The organism is Streptomyces sp. CC224B (assembly GCF_030010595.1).
In the GTDB taxonomy this organism is placed as follows: Bacteria; Actinomycetota; Actinomycetes; order Streptomycetales; family Streptomycetaceae; genus Streptomyces; species Streptomyces longispororuber.
Map to the genome: position 1 here is coordinate 14,429 of NZ_JASCXL010000070.1, position 16,170 is coordinate 30,598.

Consider the following 16,170-nt stretch of genomic DNA (forward strand, 5'->3'; position numbering starts at 1 on the left):
GTACGTGACGATCACAGAGAAGACCGCGGACGTCCCCGCCCCCCGCTCGGGCGAGGAGAAGAGCGGCAGGCTGCTCGACGTGAAGGACCTGCACGTCGAGTTCCACACCCGCGACGGTGTGGTCAAGGCCGTCAACGGCGTCAACTACAGCGTGGACGCGGGCGAGACGCTCGCCGTGCTCGGCGAGTCCGGCTCCGGCAAGTCCGTGACGGCGCAGGCCATCATGGGCATCCTCGACATGCCGCCCGGGAAGATCCCGCAGGGCGAGATCCTCTTCCGCGGCCAGGACATGCTGAAGATGTCGGGCGAGGAGCGCCGGCAGATCCGCGGCCGCAAGATCGCGATGATCTTCCAGGACGCGCTCAGCTCCCTCAACCCGGTGCTCAGCGTGGGCTACCAGCTCGGCGAGATGTTCCGGGTGCACGAGGGCCTGGGCCGCAAGGAGGCCAAGGCCAAGGCGATCGAGCTCATGGACCGGGTGAAGATCCCCGCGGCCAAGGAGCGCGTGAGCGACTACCCGCACCAGTTCTCGGGCGGTATGCGCCAGCGCATCATGATCGCCATGGCGCTCGCCCTGGAGCCGGACCTGATCATCGCCGACGAGCCCACCACGGCGCTCGACGTGACGGTCCAGGCCCAGGTCATGGACCTGCTCGCGGAGCTCCAGCGCGAGTACAACATGGGCCTGATCCTGATCACCCACGACCTCGGCGTGGTCGCGGACGTGGCGGACAAGATCGCGGTGATGTACGCGGGCCGGATCGTGGAGACGGCCCCCGTCCACGAGCTGTACAAGCGCCCCGCGCACCCGTACACGCGGGGTCTGCTCGACTCGATCCCGCGGCTCGACCAGAAGGGCTCCGAGCTCTACGCGATCAAGGGCCTGCCGCCCAACCTGCTCAAGATCCCTTCGGGGTGCGCGTTCAACCCGCGCTGCCCGAAGGCGCAGGACATCTGCCGCACCGAGGTCCCGCCGCTCGTCCAGGTGACGGAGCGCGACGGCGCGGAGCTCGCGGGCCGCGGCAGCGCGTGCCACTTCTGGAAGGAGACGATCCATGGCTGACCTGAAGAAGGACGCCGAGGCGCCTGAGCCGGCGGATGTCACGCCGAACGTCTCCGAGGTGGAAACGGTCGACGCGGAGACGCCCGAGGAGGCGGTGGCCGCGATCGAGGCCCCCGTCGAGCGCGGCGAGCCGATCCTCCAGGTGCGCAACCTGGTGAAGCACTTCCCGCTCACGCAGGGCGTCATCGTCAAGCGCCAGGTCGGCGCGGTGAAGGCGGTCGACGGGATCTCCTTCGACCTCTACCAGGGCGAGACGCTCGGCATCGTGGGCGAGTCGGGCTGCGGCAAGTCGACGGTGGCCAAGCTGCTCATGACCCTGGAGCAGGCGACGGCCGGCGAGGTCTTCTACAAGGGCCAGGACATCACCAAGCTGTCCGGGCGCGCGCTGAAGGCGGTCCGCCGGAACATCCAGATGGTGTTCCAGGACCCCTACACCTCGCTCAACCCGCGTATGACGGTGGGCGACATCATCGGGGAGCCCTTCGAGATCCACCCCGAGGTGGCCCCGAAGGGCGACCGGCGCCGCAAGGTCCAGGAGCTCCTGGACGTGGTGGGCCTCAACCCCGAGTACATCAACCGCTACCCGCACCAGTTCTCGGGCGGTCAGCGCCAGCGCATCGGCATCGCCCGCGGCCTGGCCCTCAACCCCGAGATCATCATCTGCGACGAGCCGGTCTCGGCCTTGGACGTGTCCGTCCAGGCCCAGGTCATCAACCTGATGGAGAAGCTCCAGGACGAGTTCAACCTGTCCTACCTCTTCATCGCGCACGACCTGTCGATCGTCCGGCACATCTCGGACCGCGTGGGCGTGATGTACCTCGGCAAGATGGCCGAGATCGGCACGGACGAGCAGATCTACGACCACCCGACGCACCCGTACACGCAGGCGCTGCTGTCCGCGGTCCCCGTCCCGGACCCGGAGGCCCGCGAGGGCCGCGAGCGGATCATCCTCACCGGCGACGTCCCGTCCCCGGCGAACCCGCCGTCCGGCTGCCGCTTCCGCACCCGCTGCTGGAAGGCGCAGGACAAGTGCGCGCAGGAGGTCCCGCTGCTTGCGATCCCCGAGCGGTTCGCGGGCGAGGACACCCCGGCGGCCCACGAGTCGGCGTGCCACTTCGCCGAGGAGAAGGACGTCGTGCACGCGGCGTGACGCGCGCCGGGACACCGGTACGTCATCGGGGGCGCCCCGAGCCGTCGGTCGGCTCGGGGCGCCCCCGTTCCGCGTACCCGGCGTACGGCGCCGCGCCAGGGCCGCCTCAGACGGGCTCGGCCTCCACCAGGGCCGGGAAGCCGGGGGTGTCGATCACCCGGGTCAGGCGGAAGCCGCCGCGCTCGAAGAGCGACGCGAACTCGTCCCTGGTCCGCTCCCTGCCCTTGAGCACCGCCAGCATGGCGACGTCGAGGGTCTTGCTCAGGTCCGGGGCGTCGCCCTCGGGCATGACGGTGTCCACGGCGACGAGGCGGCCGTCCGGCGGGACGACGGCGCGCACGGCGCGCAGGATGCGCAGGCACTCCTCGTCGTCCCAGTCGTGGAGGATGTGCTTCAGGAAGTAGCGGTCGCCGCCGGCCGGCACGGCGGTGAAGAAGTCGCCGCTCTCCACCCGCCACCGGCCCGCCAGCTCCTCGCTGTCCAGCCGGTGCCCGGCCACGGTCCGCTCCTGGTCGAAGAGGACCCCGGTCAGCCCCGGGTGGCGCCGCAGCACGGCCGCGAGCAGGCTGCCCTGCCCGCCGCCCACGTCCACGACGGTGCCGCTGTCGGGGAACGGGTACGTGGCCGCGATGACGTCGTCGAGCGGCCCCGACAGGGACGCCATGCCGTTGTCGAACCGGGCCTGCGCGTCCGGATGCGCCGCCAGGTAGTCGAAGAACGGCGCGCCGTGCACCTCGTCGAAGGCCGGGCGGCCCGTCCGCACGGCCTCGTCCAGCCGCGCGCACGCGCGCACCATCATGTCGCTGGTGCCGAACAGGACCATGTCGCGCAGGGAGCCGGGCGCGTCCTGGAGCAGCGCCGCGGTCGCGGTGAGCGTGTAGACGCCGGGCTCGGTCTCGCGGAAGATGCCCCGGCTCGCGAGCAGCCGCAGCACCCGGCGCAGCGGGTCGGCCCGGACGCCCGCGCGCCGGGCCAGCTCGTCGACGGCCAGCGGGCCCCGCGTGAGGTGGTCCGGGATCCGGTGCACCGCGGCGGTGCGCAGCGCGGACGCGTACAGCGTCCCGAAGTGGAGGTCGAGGACGACGAGGGCGTCCTCGGGGGTGGGGTGGGGATCGGCGGTGTGCTCCGCGGCGGGGTCGTCCGTAGCGCTCAACGTGCGTCTCCCGTTCCTGTCCCGGCACCGACACGCATCTGCCCCGCCAGCGTGGCAGCACCCCCCACCCCTGTCACGCCCCGCCCCTCCCACCCCGACGAAGACCGGCCACCCCCGCTCACACCGGCCGGGACCGCGCGGCGCCCCCGCCAGGGGAGGCCTCCCTCGTACGGCCGGGCTCGATGTGCCGCTTGTCCCCTGTGGCGCGATATTGGGCGGTATCACGCGCACCAGGCGCGCCGAGCAGGTGAGGAGGCACCCCATGCGTGGAGCCACGCACGCCAGGTGGGCCGTGGGCGCGGTGGCTGTCGCTGTCGCGGCAGCGGGCTGCGGCGGGGGGAGCGGCGGCGGTGACGGCTCCGGGGTGGTGCGGTCCTCCTGGGGGGACCCGCAGAATCCGCTGGAGCCGGCCAACACCAACGAGGTGCAGGGCGGCAAGGTCCTCGACATGATCTTCCGGGGGCTGAAGCGGTACGACCCGAAGACCGGCGAGGCCAAGGACATGCTCGCGGAGTCGATCGAGTCGAAGGACTCGCGGAACTTCTCCGTGAAGATCAAGGACGGGTGGACGTTCGGCAACGGCGAGCCCGTCACCGCGAAGTCGTTCGTGGACGCGTGGAACTACGGGGCGCACCTCAGGAACAACCAGAAGAACGCCTACTTCTTCGCCTACATCGAGGGCTACGACAAGGTCCACCCGGAGCAGGGCGACGCCACCGCCGACACCCTGTCGGGGCTGAAGGTCGTCGACGCGCGGACCTTCACCGTCAGGCTCACGCAGAAGTTCTCCACCTGGCCCGAGACCCTCGGCTACCCGGCCTTCGCGCCGCTGCCCAAGGCCTTCTTCGACGACCGCGCGGGCTGGCTGGCCAAGCCCGTCGGCAACGGCCCGTACGCCGTGCGGTCGTACCGCAAGGGCTCCACGATGGAGCTGCGGAAGTGGGACGGGTACAAGGGGGAGGACAAGGCGCAGAACGGCGGCGTGGACCTGAACGTCTACACGGACAACAACACCGCCTACACCGACCTCATGGCCGGCAACCTCGACCTCGTCGACGACGTGCCCGCCGCCCAGCTCAAGAACGTCGAGAGCGACCTCGGCGACCGCTACATCAACACCCCCGCCGGCATCATCCAGACGCTCGCCTTCCCCTTCTACGACCGCGCGTGGACCAGGCCGGGCGCCGAGAAGGTCCGCCGGGGCCTCGCCATGGCCATCGACCGGGAGCAGATCACCAACACGATCTTCCGGAAGACGCGGACGCCCGCCAAGGACTGGACCTCGCCCGTGCTCGGCGAGGACGGCGGCTACAGCGACAGCGTCTGCGGCGACGCCTGCGGCTACGACCCGCAGCAGGCCAGGAAGCTCGTCCGGGAGGGCGGCGGCATCCCCGGGGGCACCCTGAAGATCTCGTACAACGCCGACACCGGCTCCCACAAGGAGTGGGTGGACGCCGTCTGCAACTCCATCAACCGGGCCCTCGGCAACGACCGGTCCTGCACCGGCAACCCCATCGGCACCTTCGCCGACTTCCGCAGCCGGGCCTCCCAGCAGAAGCTGGACGGCCCCTGGCGCGCGGGCTGGCAGATGGACTACCCGCTGATCCAGAACTTCCTGGAGCCGAACTACTTCACCGACGCCCCGTCCAACGACGGCAAGTACTCCGACGAGCGGTTCGACAGGCTCGTCAACGAGGCCAACGGCGAGACGGACACCGCGAAGGCCGTCCGGAAGTTCCAGGACGCCGAGAAGATCCTCGCCGAGGACATGCCCGCCATCCCGCTCTGGTACCAGAACGGCAGCGCCGGCTACTCGGACCGGGTCTCGGACGTCGCGCTCAACCAGTTCAGCGTGCCCGTCTACGAGCAGATCAAGGTCAACTGAGCCACGCGGGGCGGCCCCCGGCCCGGACGAGCGCCCGGGCGGCCGCTTCCCTACCCTCCGGAGCCAGCCCATGGGGCGTTATGTGATCCGGCGTCTGCTGCAGATGATCCCGGTCTTCTTCGGCGCCACGCTGCTGATCTTCCTGATGGTGCACGTGATGGGCGACCCCGTCGCGGGCCTGTGCGGCGACCGCAGGTGCGACCCCGCGACGGCTGCCCGCCTGAAGCGGGAGTTCGGCCTCGACAAGCCCGTGTGGCAGCAGTACGCGACGTACATGGGGAACGTCTTCACCGGCGACTTCGGGACGGCGTTCAACGGGCAGAAGGTCACCGAGCTGATGGCGAGCGCGTTCCCCGTCACCATCCGGCTCACGCTCGTCGCCGTCGCCTTCGAGATCGTCATCGGGATCACCCTCGGCGTGCTGACGGGCCTGCGCCGCGGCAGGCCCGTCGACACGACGGTGCTGCTGCTCACCCTCGTCGTCATCTCCGTCCCGACGTTCGTCACCGGCCTGCTGCTCCAACTGCTGCTCGGCGTCGAGTGGAACGTCATCAAGCCCTCCGTCTCCCCGCGGGCCACCGTGGACGAGCTGATCGTGCCCGGGCTCGTGCTCGCCTCCGTCTCCCTCGCCTACGTCACCCGGCTCACCCGCACCTCCATCGCCGAGAACCGCCGCGCCGACTACGTCCGCACCGCCGTCGCCAAGGGCCTGCCCCGGCGCCGCGTGATCACCCGGCACCTGCTGCGCAACTCCCTCATCCCCGTCGTCACCTTCATCGGCACCGACGTGGGCGCGCTCATGGGCGGGGCGATCGTCACCGAGCGGATCTTCAACATCCACGGCGTCGGCTACCAGCTCTACCAGGGCATCCTGCGCCAGAGCACCCAGACCGTCGTCGGCTTCGTGACCGTGCTCGTCCTGGTCTTCCTGGCCGCCAATCTCGTCGTCGACCTCCTGTACGCCGTACTCGACCCGAGGATCCGCTATGCCTGACCCGCACGAGCAGGACGGGGCCGTCGCCGGGACCGGCGCGGGCGGGGCGATGGACCTCGCCGCCGACGAGGCGGCCGCGGTCACCGCCGGCGGCCCCGCCGGCCCGGACGGCTCCGCCGCGCCCGCCCGCAGCCTGTGGTCCGACGCCTGGCACGACCTGCGCCGCAACCCGGTCTTCATCGTCTCGGCGCTGATCATCCTCTTCCTGGTCGTCATCTCCCTGTGGCCCTCCGCGATCGCCACCGGCGACCCGCACGACTGCGACCTCGCCCGCGCCCAGGACGGCTCCTCGCCCGGCCACCCCTTCGGCTTCGACGGCCAGGGCTGCGACGTCTACACCCGCACCGTGTACGGCGCCCGCGCCTCCGTCACCGTCGGGGTCTGCGCCACCCTCGGCGTCGGCGTCCTCGGCAGCGTCCTCGGCGGGCTCGCCGGGTTCTTCGGCGGCGCCTGGGACGCGATCCTGTCCCGGGTCACGGACGTCTTCTTCGCCATCCCGGTCGTCCTCGGCGGCCTGGTGCTCCTGTCCGTCGTCACGTCCGACACCGTCTGGCCCGTCATCGGCTTCATGGTGCTGCTCGGCTGGCCGCAGATCTCCCGGATCGCCCGCGGCTCGGTCATCACGGCCAAGCAGAACGACTACGTCCAGGCGGCCCGCGCGCTCGGCGCGTCCTCCCCGCGGATCCTGCTGCGCCACATCGCGCCCAACGCCGTCGCGCCCGTCATCGTCGTCGCCACCATCGCGCTCGGCACGTACATCGCCCTGGAGGCCACGCTGTCCTACCTCGGCGTCGGGCTGAAGCCGCCCACCGTGAGCTGGGGCATCGACCTGTCCGCCGCGTCCCCGTACATCCGCAACGCCCCGCACATGCTGCTGTGGCCCGCGGGGGCCCTCGCGGTCACCGTGCTCGCGTTCATCATGCTCGGCGACGCGGTGCGCGACGCCCTCGACCCCAAGCTGAGGTAGGCGCCATGGCAACCCCGCTGTCCCCGGCATCCCCGGCCCCGGCGCCCGCCCCGGCGGCCCCGCTGCTCGACGTGCGCGACCTGCACGTGGAGTTCCGCACCCGGGACGGCGTCGCCCGGGCCGTCAACGGCGTCGACTACAGCGTCACGGCGGGCGAGACGCTCGCCGTGCTCGGCGAGTCGGGCTCCGGCAAGTCGGTCACCGCCCAGGCGATCATGGGCATCCTGGAGACGCCGCCGGGCCGCGTCACCCGCGGCGAGATCCTCTTCCAGGGCCGGGACCTGCTGAAGCTCAAGGAGGAGGAGCGGCGCAAGGTCCGCGGCGCGGGCCTCGCCATGATCTTCCAGGACGCGCTCAGCTCGCTGAACCCGGTGCTCAGCGTCGGCGACCAGCTCGGCGAGATGTTCGTCGTGCACCGGGGCATGTCGCGCAAGGACGCCCGCGCCCGGGCCGTGGAGCTGATGGACCGGGTCCGCATCCCCGCCGCCCGGGAGCGCGCCGGGCAGTACCCGCACCAGTTCAGCGGCGGGATGCGCCAGCGCATCATGATCGCGATGGCGATGGCGCTGGAACCGGCGCTGATCATCGCGGACGAGCCGACGACCGCGCTCGACGTCACCGTCCAGGCCCAGGTCATGGAGCTGCTCGCCGAACTGCAGCGGGAACTGCGGATGGGCCTGATCCTCATCACCCACGACCTCGGCGTCGTCGCGGACGTCGCCGACACCATCGCCGTCATGTACGCGGGCCGCATCGTGGAGAAGGCCCCCGTCCACGAGCTGTACCGGGCCCCCGCCCACCCCTACACCCGCGGCCTCCTCGCCTCCATCCCGCGGCTCGACCAGAGGGGCAAGGACCTGTACGCCATCAAGGGCCTGCCGCCCAGCCTCCTGCGCGTCCCGCCCGGCTGCGCCTTCCACCCGCGCTGCCCGATGGCCCGCGACGTGTGCCGCACGGAGGTGCCGCCGCTCGACCGCGTCACGTACGAGGGGCTCGCGGGGGAGCGGCGCAGCGCCTGCCACTTCTGGAAGGAGTGCCTCCGTGGCTGAGCCCATCCTGGAGGTGCGGGGCCTCGTCAAGCACTACCCGCTCACGCGGGGCGTCGTGCTGAAGAAGCAGGTCGGTGCCGTCAGGGCCGTCGACGGCGTGGACTTCGACCTCGGCCGCGGCGAGACCCTCGGCATCGTCGGGGAGTCCGGCTGCGGCAAGTCCACCGTCGCCAAGCTCCTGGTGAACCTGGAGCGGCCCACGGCGGGCGTGATCCGCTTCAAGGGCGAGGACGTCACGAAGCTGTCCGGCCGCGCCCTGCGGGCGGTCCGCCGCAACATCCAGATGGTCTTCCAGGACCCGTACACGTCCCTCAACCCCCGGATGACCGTCGGCGACATCGTCGGCGAGCCCTACGAGATCCACCCCGAGGTCGCGCCGAAGGGCTCCCGGCGCCAGAAGGTCCAGGAGCTCCTCGACGTGGTCGGCCTGAACCCCGAGTACGTCAACCGCTACCCGCACCAGTTCTCCGGCGGGCAGCGGCAGCGCATCGGCATCGCCCGCGGGCTCGCGCTGCGGCCGGAGGTCATCGTCGCCGACGAACCCGTCTCGGCCCTCGACGTCTCCGTCCAGGCGCAGGTCGTGAACCTCCTGGAGCGGCTGCAGAGCGAGTTCGACCTGTCGTACGTGTTCATCGCCCACGACCTGTCGATCGTGCGGCACATCTCCGACCGGGTCGGGGTCATGTACCTCGGCCGGATCGTCGAGACCGGCACGGAGGAGGAGATCTACGAGCACCCCACGCACCCCTACACCCAGGCCCTGCTCTCCGCCGTGCCCGTGCCGGACCCCGGGGCGCGGGAGCGCCGGGAGCGCATCGTCCTCAGCGGGGACGTGCCCTCTCCGGCGAACCCGCCCTCGGGGTGCCGGTTCCGTACGCGGTGCTGGAAGGCTCGGGAGCGGTGTGCGCTGGAGGTGCCCGCGCTGGCCGTTCCGGCGGAGTTCCGGCTGATGTCGGGGCCGGTGGCGCATGACTCGGCCTGCCACTTCGCCGAGGAGCGACACGTGGTGCCTTGACCCGCGCGGGTCAAGGCACCGGCTGCACCGGGGGCCGGGCGTCCCCGGGCCCCACCCGTCTCGTCTGGGGCTCCGCCCCTTTCCCCCGTATCGGCGCTCCGCGCCTCGTCCTCAATCGCCGGACGGGCTGATACCTCTCTTCTCGCCGTCGTCGGGTGCCCGCCAGCCGACGACGGCGCGCGGCGGACGCTTCCAGCCCGTCCGGCGTTTGAGGACGAGGCCGCAAGGCCGATGGAAGGGCGGGTGGGTGGGGAACGCACCGATAGGTGACGACGGCGGGACGTGGGACGCATCCAGCCCGTCCGGCGATTGAGGACGAGGCCGGAGGCCGATTGAGGGTGGGTGGGGGGCGGGGTTACAGGTTCAGGGCGCGGTTGAGGAAGTCGACCTGGAGCAGGAGGAGGTTTTCCGCCACCTGTTCCTGAGGGGTCATGTGGGTGACGCCGGAGAGGGGCAGCACCTCGTGCGGGCGGCCCGCCGCGAGGAGGGCGGAGGACAGGCGCAGGGAGTGCGCGACGACCACGTTGTCGTCGGCGAGGCCGTGGATGACGAGCATCGGCCGGTGCGGCTCGGCCGGGTCGACGAGCCCGTCGTCGGCGACGAGGGAGCTGGTGCGGTAGGCCTCGGGCGCGGTGCGCGGGTCGCCCAGGTACCGCTCCTGGTAGTGGGTGTCGTACAGCCGCAGGTCCGTCACCGGCGCCCCGACCACCGCCGCGTGGAACACGTCGGGGCGGCGCAGCACCGCCATCGCCGAGAGGTAGCCGCCGAACGACCAGCCGCGGATGGCCACGCGGTCCAGGTCGAGCGGGAAGCGCTCGGCGAGGGCGCCCAGCGCCTCCACCTGGTCGTCGAGGGTCCGCGTCAGATCGCCCTTGATCGCCTTCTCCCAGGCGGGGGAGCGGCCCGGCGTGCCGCGCCCGTCGGCGACGACGACCGCGAAGCCCTGGTCGGCGAACCACTGGGAGGTGAGGAAGGCGTTCCGCGAGGCGAGGACGCGCTGGGCGTGCGGGCCGCCGTACGGGTCGAGGAGGACGGGGAGGCGAACCCCGGAGGCCGGGTCGTACCCGGTGGGAAGCAGCACGGCGCACGGGATGCGCCGTGCGCCCCCTTCGGTGAGCGTCACGCGCGGGGTGAGCCCCGGCTGCTCGGCGTGGGAGGCGACGGTCGCCGTCTGCTTGCCGTCGCGCAGGACCCGGACACGGGAACCGGCGCGGTCGAGCGTGGCCGAAACCAGCACCGTCACCTCACCGGCCCGCACCGCCGAGTGCACCCCAGGCTCCTGCGACACCCGTTCCACGCCGAGCTCGTTGACGCGGTAGACGTGCACCTCGCCCAGCGCCGGGTCGGCGGCCTCCGCGCCCGCGGACGCCGAGATCAGGACCGAGTCGTCGGTCACGTCGAGCACGGCCCGGACGTGCAGGTGCGGCCCCGTGAGCGGGCGTTCGCCGACCGCGAGGACCCGCGCGCCGCCCTCGTCCGCGATCCGCACGAGCTGTCCGCTGGGCGACCAGCACGGCACACCGGGGAACAGTTCCAGCCAGTCCTCGTCCTCGTCGGCGTGCACCATCCGGGTCGTGCCGGCGTCCGGGTCCACGGCCAGGTACAGCGCGCCGCGCTGGTCCCGGGACTGCACGAGCAGCAGCGGCGCCCCGCTCGCCGTCCAGTGCACACGGGCCAGGTACGGGTAGCGCTCGCGGTCCCAGACGACCTCGGTGCGCGTCCCGTCCAGGCCGAGGACGAAGAGCCGCACCTCCGCGTTGGGCGTGCCCGCCGCCGGGTACGCGACCTGCTCCGGCTCCCGCTCCGGGTGCGCGGGGTCGGCGATCCACCAGCGCCGCACGGGCGCGTCGTCGACCCGCGCCACCAGCAGGCGGTCGGACTCCGGCGACCACCAGAAGCCCCGGGAGCGGGACATCTCCTCGGCCGCGATGAACTCCGCGAGCCCGTACGTCACGGTCCCCGCCTCGGGCTCGGCCAGGGCCCGGTCGCCCTCGCCCTCGGCCCCCACGACGCGCAGCGCGCCCCCGGAGACGTACGCGATGTGGCGGCCGTCCGGCGACGGGCGCGGGTCGATCACCGGCGCGGGCACCGGCAGCTCACGGGCCGTGCCCGCGCGCAGCTCCGCGGCGAACAGCCGGCCCGAGAGCGCGAAGGCCGCCAGCTCCACCGCCGCGTCGGTGGCGTAGCCGACGACCCCGGCGCCGCCCTCGCGGCTGCGCTCGCGCCGGGCCCGCTCGGCGGCGGAGAGCCGCTCCTCGCCCTCGCCCAGCAGCGCCCGCGGGTCGGCGGCGACGCGCTCCACGGCTGTCCCGTCCGCCGGGATGTCGAGGACCCACAACTGGTGCGTACGGTCCGTACCGGACGCGGAGCGGACGAAGACGACACGGGAGCCGTCGGGCGCGACGGTGAACGCGCGCGGCGTGCCCAGGGTGAAGCGCTGCGTACGGGCGTGGAGGCGGGGGAAGGACGGCCGCCGCGCCGCGCCGTCCGAGGGGTCCGCGGGGGCCGGCTGCTCGCCGTTGCCGGTGATTTCGGTGGTCATCCTTTGAGCCTAGGCGGGATGCGCCCCCTGTGTTTCGGTGCTTCGACTCATGCCATTCCACGGATAGTTATGATCCGTAGCGCGTGGTGGGTATGACCTTGGCGGCACGGGTGGGTAGGACACCGCCGGCAAGGCATGGGGTGCGGCTCGGAAGTGGGAGGTGAACCGGCGTGGTGCTCTCGGTCTCGGTGGTGCTGCTGCTGGCCATCATCGTGGTCATGCTGGTGCGGAAGCAGGGGCTCAAGACGATCCACGCGATCGTCTGCGTCCTGCTCGGGTTCTACCTGGCCGGCTCGTCGATGGCTCCGACCATCGACGAGTTGTCGACGAACCTGGCGGGAGTCATCGAGGACATCAGGTTCTAGGCGCCCCGCTGCCCGCCCCCGTGCCACCGGCCCCGGCCGGCGCCACGGGGGCGGGCGCGCGGTACGCGCGCGGAGCGGGTGCGCCGGGCTCGTAGGCTGTTCCCATGACGGAACCGCCCGCCCGGCGCCTGCTGCTCGTGCACGCGCACCCCGACGACGAGTCGATCAACAACGGCGCCACCATGGCCGCGTACGCGGCCGACGGCGCCGCCGTCACGCTGGTGACCTGCACGCTCGGCGAGGAGGGCGAGGTCATCCCGGCGGAGCTCGCGCACCTCGCCGCCGACCGCGAGGACGCGCTCGGCGCGCACCGCATCGGCGAACTGGCCGCCGCCATGAAGGAGCTGGGCGTCGCCGACCACCGCTTCCTGGGCGGCACCGGGCGCTACCGCGACTCCGGGATGATGGGCGCCGAGCAGAACCACCGGCCCGGCGCCTTCTGGGCCGCCGACGTGGACGGCGCCGCCGCGCACCTCGTCGAGGTGATCCGCGAGGTGCGCCCGCAGGTGCTCGTCACCTACGACCCCGACGGCGGCTACGGCCACCCCGACCACATCCAGGCCCACCGCGTCGCCATGCGCGCCGTCGACCTCGCCGGCGAAGCCGCCTTCCGCGCCGACCTGGGCGAGCCGCACGCGGTCGCCAAGGTCTACTGGAACCGCGTGCCGCGCTCGGTCGCCGAGGAGCGCTTCCGCGACCTCGCCGGCGCCCTGCCCGGCTCGCCGTGGACGGCGACCGCGACCGTGGCCGACGTACCGGGCGTCGTCGACGACGCGCGCGTCACCACGGAGATCGACGGGCGCGCCCGCGCGGGCGCCAAGGCCGCGGCCATGCGGGCCCACGCCACCCAGATCGAGGTGCGCGAGCCGCTGTTCGCGCTGTCCAACGGGCTGGCCCAGCCGATCCTCGACGTCGAGTACTACGAGCTGGTGCGCGGCGCGTCGGGCGCCGCGCCCGGAGCGCGCGAGACCGACCTGTTCGCGGGCCTCGGCCTGGAAGGGACGCACCAGTGAGCACGCGATCCAGAGCCTCGTCGTCCGCGGAGTCCCCCGAGCCCGCGAAGGCCGCGAAGGCCGAGAAGTCCGCGGGGTCTTCGAAGTCTGCGGGGTCCCCGAAGGCTGCGAAGTCGCCGAAGGCCGCCGCGTCGGCCACGTCCGCGAAGGCCGCGACGTCCGCGTCGCCCGCCGCCTCGGCGAAGGGGGCCGGTTCCGCCAAGGCCGCCGCCGGCGCCGCCGTGCCCGGGGGCTGGCTCGCGCAGCCGTTCCGCCCCGGCCGCCTGGTGGCGTACGTCGGGCTGTTCCTGGTCGGCGCGGTCGTCGGCGTCGCGGGCGCCCTCGTCCAGGGCGGCTGGTTCCCGGGCGGCCTGCTGCTCGCCCTGGCCGGGGCGGCCGGTGCCTTCCACGGCGGTTCCAGAGCCACCGGCAACCGGGCCGGGGCCGTCGCGCCCGCCGCCGGATGGCTCGTCGCCGTCATGCTGCTGACGGCGACCCGCCCGGAGGGCGACTTCGTGTTCGGGGCCGGACTCGGCTCGTACGCCTACCTGCTCGGTGGTATGGGCGTGGCTGTGATGTGTGCCACGCTCTGGCAGCAGTCGCAACCAGGTGGGTACAACGCCCGACTTGGCAAGTGACGTACCACTTGGGCCCGTGTCCCGCCGGGGTTTGACACCGGTCAGGGGATACCCGCCGACGGCGGCCAGTATGGTGGTGCGCGCCGCCGAGCCGCCCGAGTGGTCGAGACGGGCGGCGGAGCCAACCAGGAGAACCTGCCTTGAGTCGTGAAACTGACAGTTCGTCCTCCGGTCCTCACGGGCGCGCGGGAGCCGCGTACCCGTCGGGGACGCCGCCGTACGGTTCGCCCGCGCAGGGCGCCGGTCCCGGCGGAGCGGACGGCGCCGGGCTCGGGTCCGGCGACCGACGGCCCGACGAACCGAAGACCGAGACCACGCTGACCACCCGTATCCGGATCAACATCCCCGGATCGCGGCCCATCCCGCCCGTCGTGATGCGCACGCCGGTCGGGGACGGCGACGGGGACAGAGGCACGGAACCGCAGGGGCAGGACGACACGGGGGCCGGTACGGGCGGCCTCCTGGGCAAGGCCTCGCCCCTGCCCACGCGCACGCCCTCGGCCCCGGCCCCCGGCGCCCCGACGGCCGGTGGGTCCGCGCCCGCCGACGGGCCGCGCGCGGCGGCGAACGGCGCCCAGGGCCCGGCCTCCGGCGACGACGGCAAGGAGCCGGCGAGCGACTGGTTCGCGCCGCGCAGGAGCCCGGCCAAGGGCCCGTCCACTCCTTCCGCCCCGGCTCCCTCTTCGGGCACCGGTTCGGGCGACTCCGGTTCGGGCGCCTTCGACGTGTCCGCCGCCGTGGCCTCCGGGCCGCTCGGCTCCGGCGACGAGCCGCGCCACGACGACCTGCCGTACTACGGCCAGGGCGGCGACCAGCCCGCCGGGCCCACCGGCGGTCCGGTGACCGGCGACGGGCCGATGATGACGCCCGCACCGCAGGACGGGCCCGGCCCGTTCGCGGGTGGCCCCGGCGGTCCCGGCGGCGCGGGCGCCCCCGGCGGATTCGGTGGCCCGGGCGGCCCGGGTGGCCCCGGTGATCCGGCGGGTCCCGGCGGTCCCGGTGGCCCCGGGCGTCTCAGCGACGACACCGCCATCCTCACGCCGCAGAACCGCCCCGGCCCCGGCGGCACCCGCCCGCCCGCCCCCGGCGGTCCCGGCGGCCCCGGTGCCAACGTCTCGGGTGACACCCTGACCAGCGGCATCCCGGTCGTGCCGCCCGCGCAGAACACCCCGTTCGCGCCGGGTGCCTCCCGGGACGAGCCGGCGGCGCCCAAGCCGCCCGAGCCCGCGAAGCCGGCCGCCAAGCCGGCCCCGGCGCCCAAGAAGAAGGGCCGCAACAAGCTGGTCCTGCTCGCCGGCGTGGCCGTGGTCCTCGGCTGCGGCGCGTACGGCGCGGGCCTGCTGATGAACCACGCCGACGTACCGAAGGGCACCACCGTCCTCGGCGTCGACATCGGCGGCGGCACCCGCGACGAGGCCGTCAAGAAGCTCGACGCGGCGCTCGGCGAGCGCGTCAACAAGCCGCTCAAGCTCACGGTCGGCGGTGACACGGTCACCCTCAAGCCGGACCAGGCGGGCCTCACCCTGGACAGCCAGGCCACGGTCCGCGCCGCCGCGGGCAGCGACTACAACCCCGTGTCGGTGATCGGCGGCCTGTTCGGCGGCGAACGCGTCGTCGAGCCGGAGATGCCCGTCGACGAGGAGAAGCTGGCGGCCGCCCTGGAGCGCGCCGCGGGCGGCTCCGGCTCGGCCAAGGAGGGCTCGGTCAAGTTCGTGCCCGGCAAGGCCGTCCCCGTGTACGGCAGGGCGGGCAAGGGCATCGACGCCGAGAAGGCCACGGACGCGGTCGCGAAGGCGTACGAGAAGCAGGTCGAGACCGGCAGCGCGGGCAGCGTCGCCGTGCCCGTCACGAACCGCAGCCCGAAGGTCTCCAACGCCGAGGTCGACCGGTTCATGAAGGAGTTCGCCAAGCCCGCCATGTCCGCCAACGTCGTCGTCAAGGCGGGCGGCCGGTCGATCCCGCTCGGCCCGGCCAGGTCGCTGCCGCAGATCCTCGGCGTGAAGGTCGTCAGCGGCGGCAAGCTCGTCGAGACGTACGACCTCGAAGCGCTCAAGCAGCTCTACGGCAACATCTTCGACGGCGTCCTGATCCAGCGCGGCAACGGCGACAAGACGCCGGTCCAGCCGACGGACGTGGCCCAGGCCATGGGCAAGGCGCTGCGCGGCAAGACGACCGCCGAGCGCACCGCCGTGATCGAGACGAACGCCGACTGACGCGGTCCGTCCCCGGCACGGGCGCCGGGCGGTTCCGGGATCACCCGGACCCGCCCGGCGCCTTCGTCCGCGCCCCGGCGGTGCCGCCGAGGCCGTCCCCGGGTGGTCCGTCACCCCGCCGCCATGACATCTGTCATGCGGATG

General features: G+C 73.0%; 13 protein-coding genes. 11 read left to right on the forward strand and 2 right to left on the reverse strand.

Going from position 1 to position 16,170, the window contains the following annotated elements; translation table 11 throughout:
- Positions 1-4 precede the first annotated feature (4 nt).
- Both QK440_RS25950 and QK440_RS25955 read left to right on the forward strand, forming a co-directional pair.
- On the forward strand, positions 5-1,063 hold the full coding sequence (locus QK440_RS25950) for an ABC transporter ATP-binding protein (RefSeq protein WP_282795628.1): 1,059 nt from the start codon (positions 5-7) through the stop codon (positions 1,061-1,063).
- The gene (locus QK440_RS25955) at positions 1,056-2,213 is read left to right on the forward strand and encodes a dipeptide ABC transporter ATP-binding protein (protein WP_282795629.1); all 1,158 of its coding nucleotides are present in this window, start codon (positions 1,056-1,058) and stop codon (positions 2,211-2,213) included. Before QK440_RS25950 ends, QK440_RS25955 begins: the two co-directional genes overlap by 8 nt.
- A 106-nt stretch (positions 2,214-2,319) precedes the next feature.
- Here QK440_RS25955 and QK440_RS25960 read toward each other — a convergent pair whose 3' ends face one another.
- Positions 2,320-3,366 carry a methyltransferase gene (locus tag QK440_RS25960; RefSeq protein WP_282795630.1) on the reverse strand — a complete coding sequence of 349 codons (1,047 nt, stop codon included), beginning with the start codon at positions 3,364-3,366 and terminating at the stop codon, positions 2,320-2,322.
- A 262-nt stretch (positions 3,367-3,628) separates the two neighbouring features.
- Here QK440_RS25960 and QK440_RS25965 point away from each other — a divergent pair, with 262 nt between their 5' ends.
- The 5 genes from QK440_RS25965 (at position 3,629) to QK440_RS25985 (ending at position 9,276) form a co-directional block, all read left to right on the forward strand.
- Positions 3,629-5,251: an ABC transporter substrate-binding protein gene (locus QK440_RS25965; RefSeq protein WP_282795631.1), complete on the forward strand. Its 1,623-nt coding sequence runs from the start codon at positions 3,629-3,631 to the stop codon at positions 5,249-5,251.
- 70 nt (positions 5,252-5,321) lie between these two features.
- Positions 5,322-6,245, forward strand: a complete 924-nt coding sequence (locus tag QK440_RS25970) for an ABC transporter permease (RefSeq protein ID WP_282795632.1) — start codon at positions 5,322-5,324, stop codon at positions 6,243-6,245.
- Complete coding sequence (locus QK440_RS25975; protein ID WP_282795633.1) at positions 6,238-7,212, forward strand: ABC transporter permease; 975 nt, start codon at positions 6,238-6,240, stop codon at positions 7,210-7,212. Before QK440_RS25970 ends, QK440_RS25975 begins: the two co-directional genes overlap by 8 nt.
- 5 nt (positions 7,213-7,217) lie before the next feature.
- Positions 7,218-8,261 carry an ABC transporter ATP-binding protein gene (locus tag QK440_RS25980; RefSeq protein ID WP_282795634.1) on the forward strand — a complete coding sequence of 348 codons (1,044 nt, stop codon included), beginning with the start codon at positions 7,218-7,220 and terminating at the stop codon, positions 8,259-8,261.
- Complete coding sequence (locus QK440_RS25985) at positions 8,254-9,276, forward strand: dipeptide ABC transporter ATP-binding protein (protein WP_282795635.1); 1,023 nt, start codon at positions 8,254-8,256, stop codon at positions 9,274-9,276. The genes QK440_RS25980 and QK440_RS25985 overlap by 8 nt, the downstream gene beginning before the upstream one ends.
- A gap of 355 nt (positions 9,277-9,631) precedes the next feature.
- Here the strand turns inward: QK440_RS25985 and QK440_RS25990 are convergent, their stop codons facing one another.
- On the reverse strand, positions 9,632-11,818 hold the full coding sequence (locus tag QK440_RS25990) for a prolyl oligopeptidase family serine peptidase (RefSeq protein WP_282795636.1): 2,187 nt from the start codon (positions 11,816-11,818) through the stop codon (positions 9,632-9,634).
- A 170-nt stretch (positions 11,819-11,988) separates the two neighbouring features.
- Here QK440_RS25990 and QK440_RS25995 point away from each other — a divergent pair, with 170 nt between their 5' ends.
- The 4 genes from QK440_RS25995 to QK440_RS26010 all read left to right on the forward strand — a co-directional run bounded on the left by QK440_RS25995 (position 11,989) and on the right by QK440_RS26010 (position 16,026).
- Positions 11,989-12,183, forward strand: coding sequence for a hypothetical protein (locus tag QK440_RS25995; protein WP_282795637.1), 195 nt, complete (start codon positions 11,989-11,991; stop codon positions 12,181-12,183).
- Between the two features lie 104 nt (positions 12,184-12,287).
- The gene (mshB, locus tag QK440_RS26000) at positions 12,288-13,196 is read left to right on the forward strand and encodes an N-acetyl-1-D-myo-inositol-2-amino-2-deoxy-alpha-D-glucopyranoside deacetylase (protein WP_282795638.1); all 909 of its coding nucleotides are present in this window, start codon (positions 12,288-12,290) and stop codon (positions 13,194-13,196) included.
- 221 nt (positions 13,197-13,417) lie between these two features.
- The gene (locus QK440_RS26005; protein ID WP_282795656.1) at positions 13,418-13,813 is read left to right on the forward strand and encodes a DUF6113 family protein; all 396 of its coding nucleotides are present in this window, start codon (positions 13,418-13,420) and stop codon (positions 13,811-13,813) included.
- 140 nt (positions 13,814-13,953) lie between these two features.
- Positions 13,954-16,026, forward strand: a complete 2,073-nt coding sequence (locus tag QK440_RS26010; protein ID WP_282795639.1) for a hypothetical protein — start codon at positions 13,954-13,956, stop codon at positions 16,024-16,026.
- Positions 16,027-16,170 lie beyond the last annotated feature (144 nt).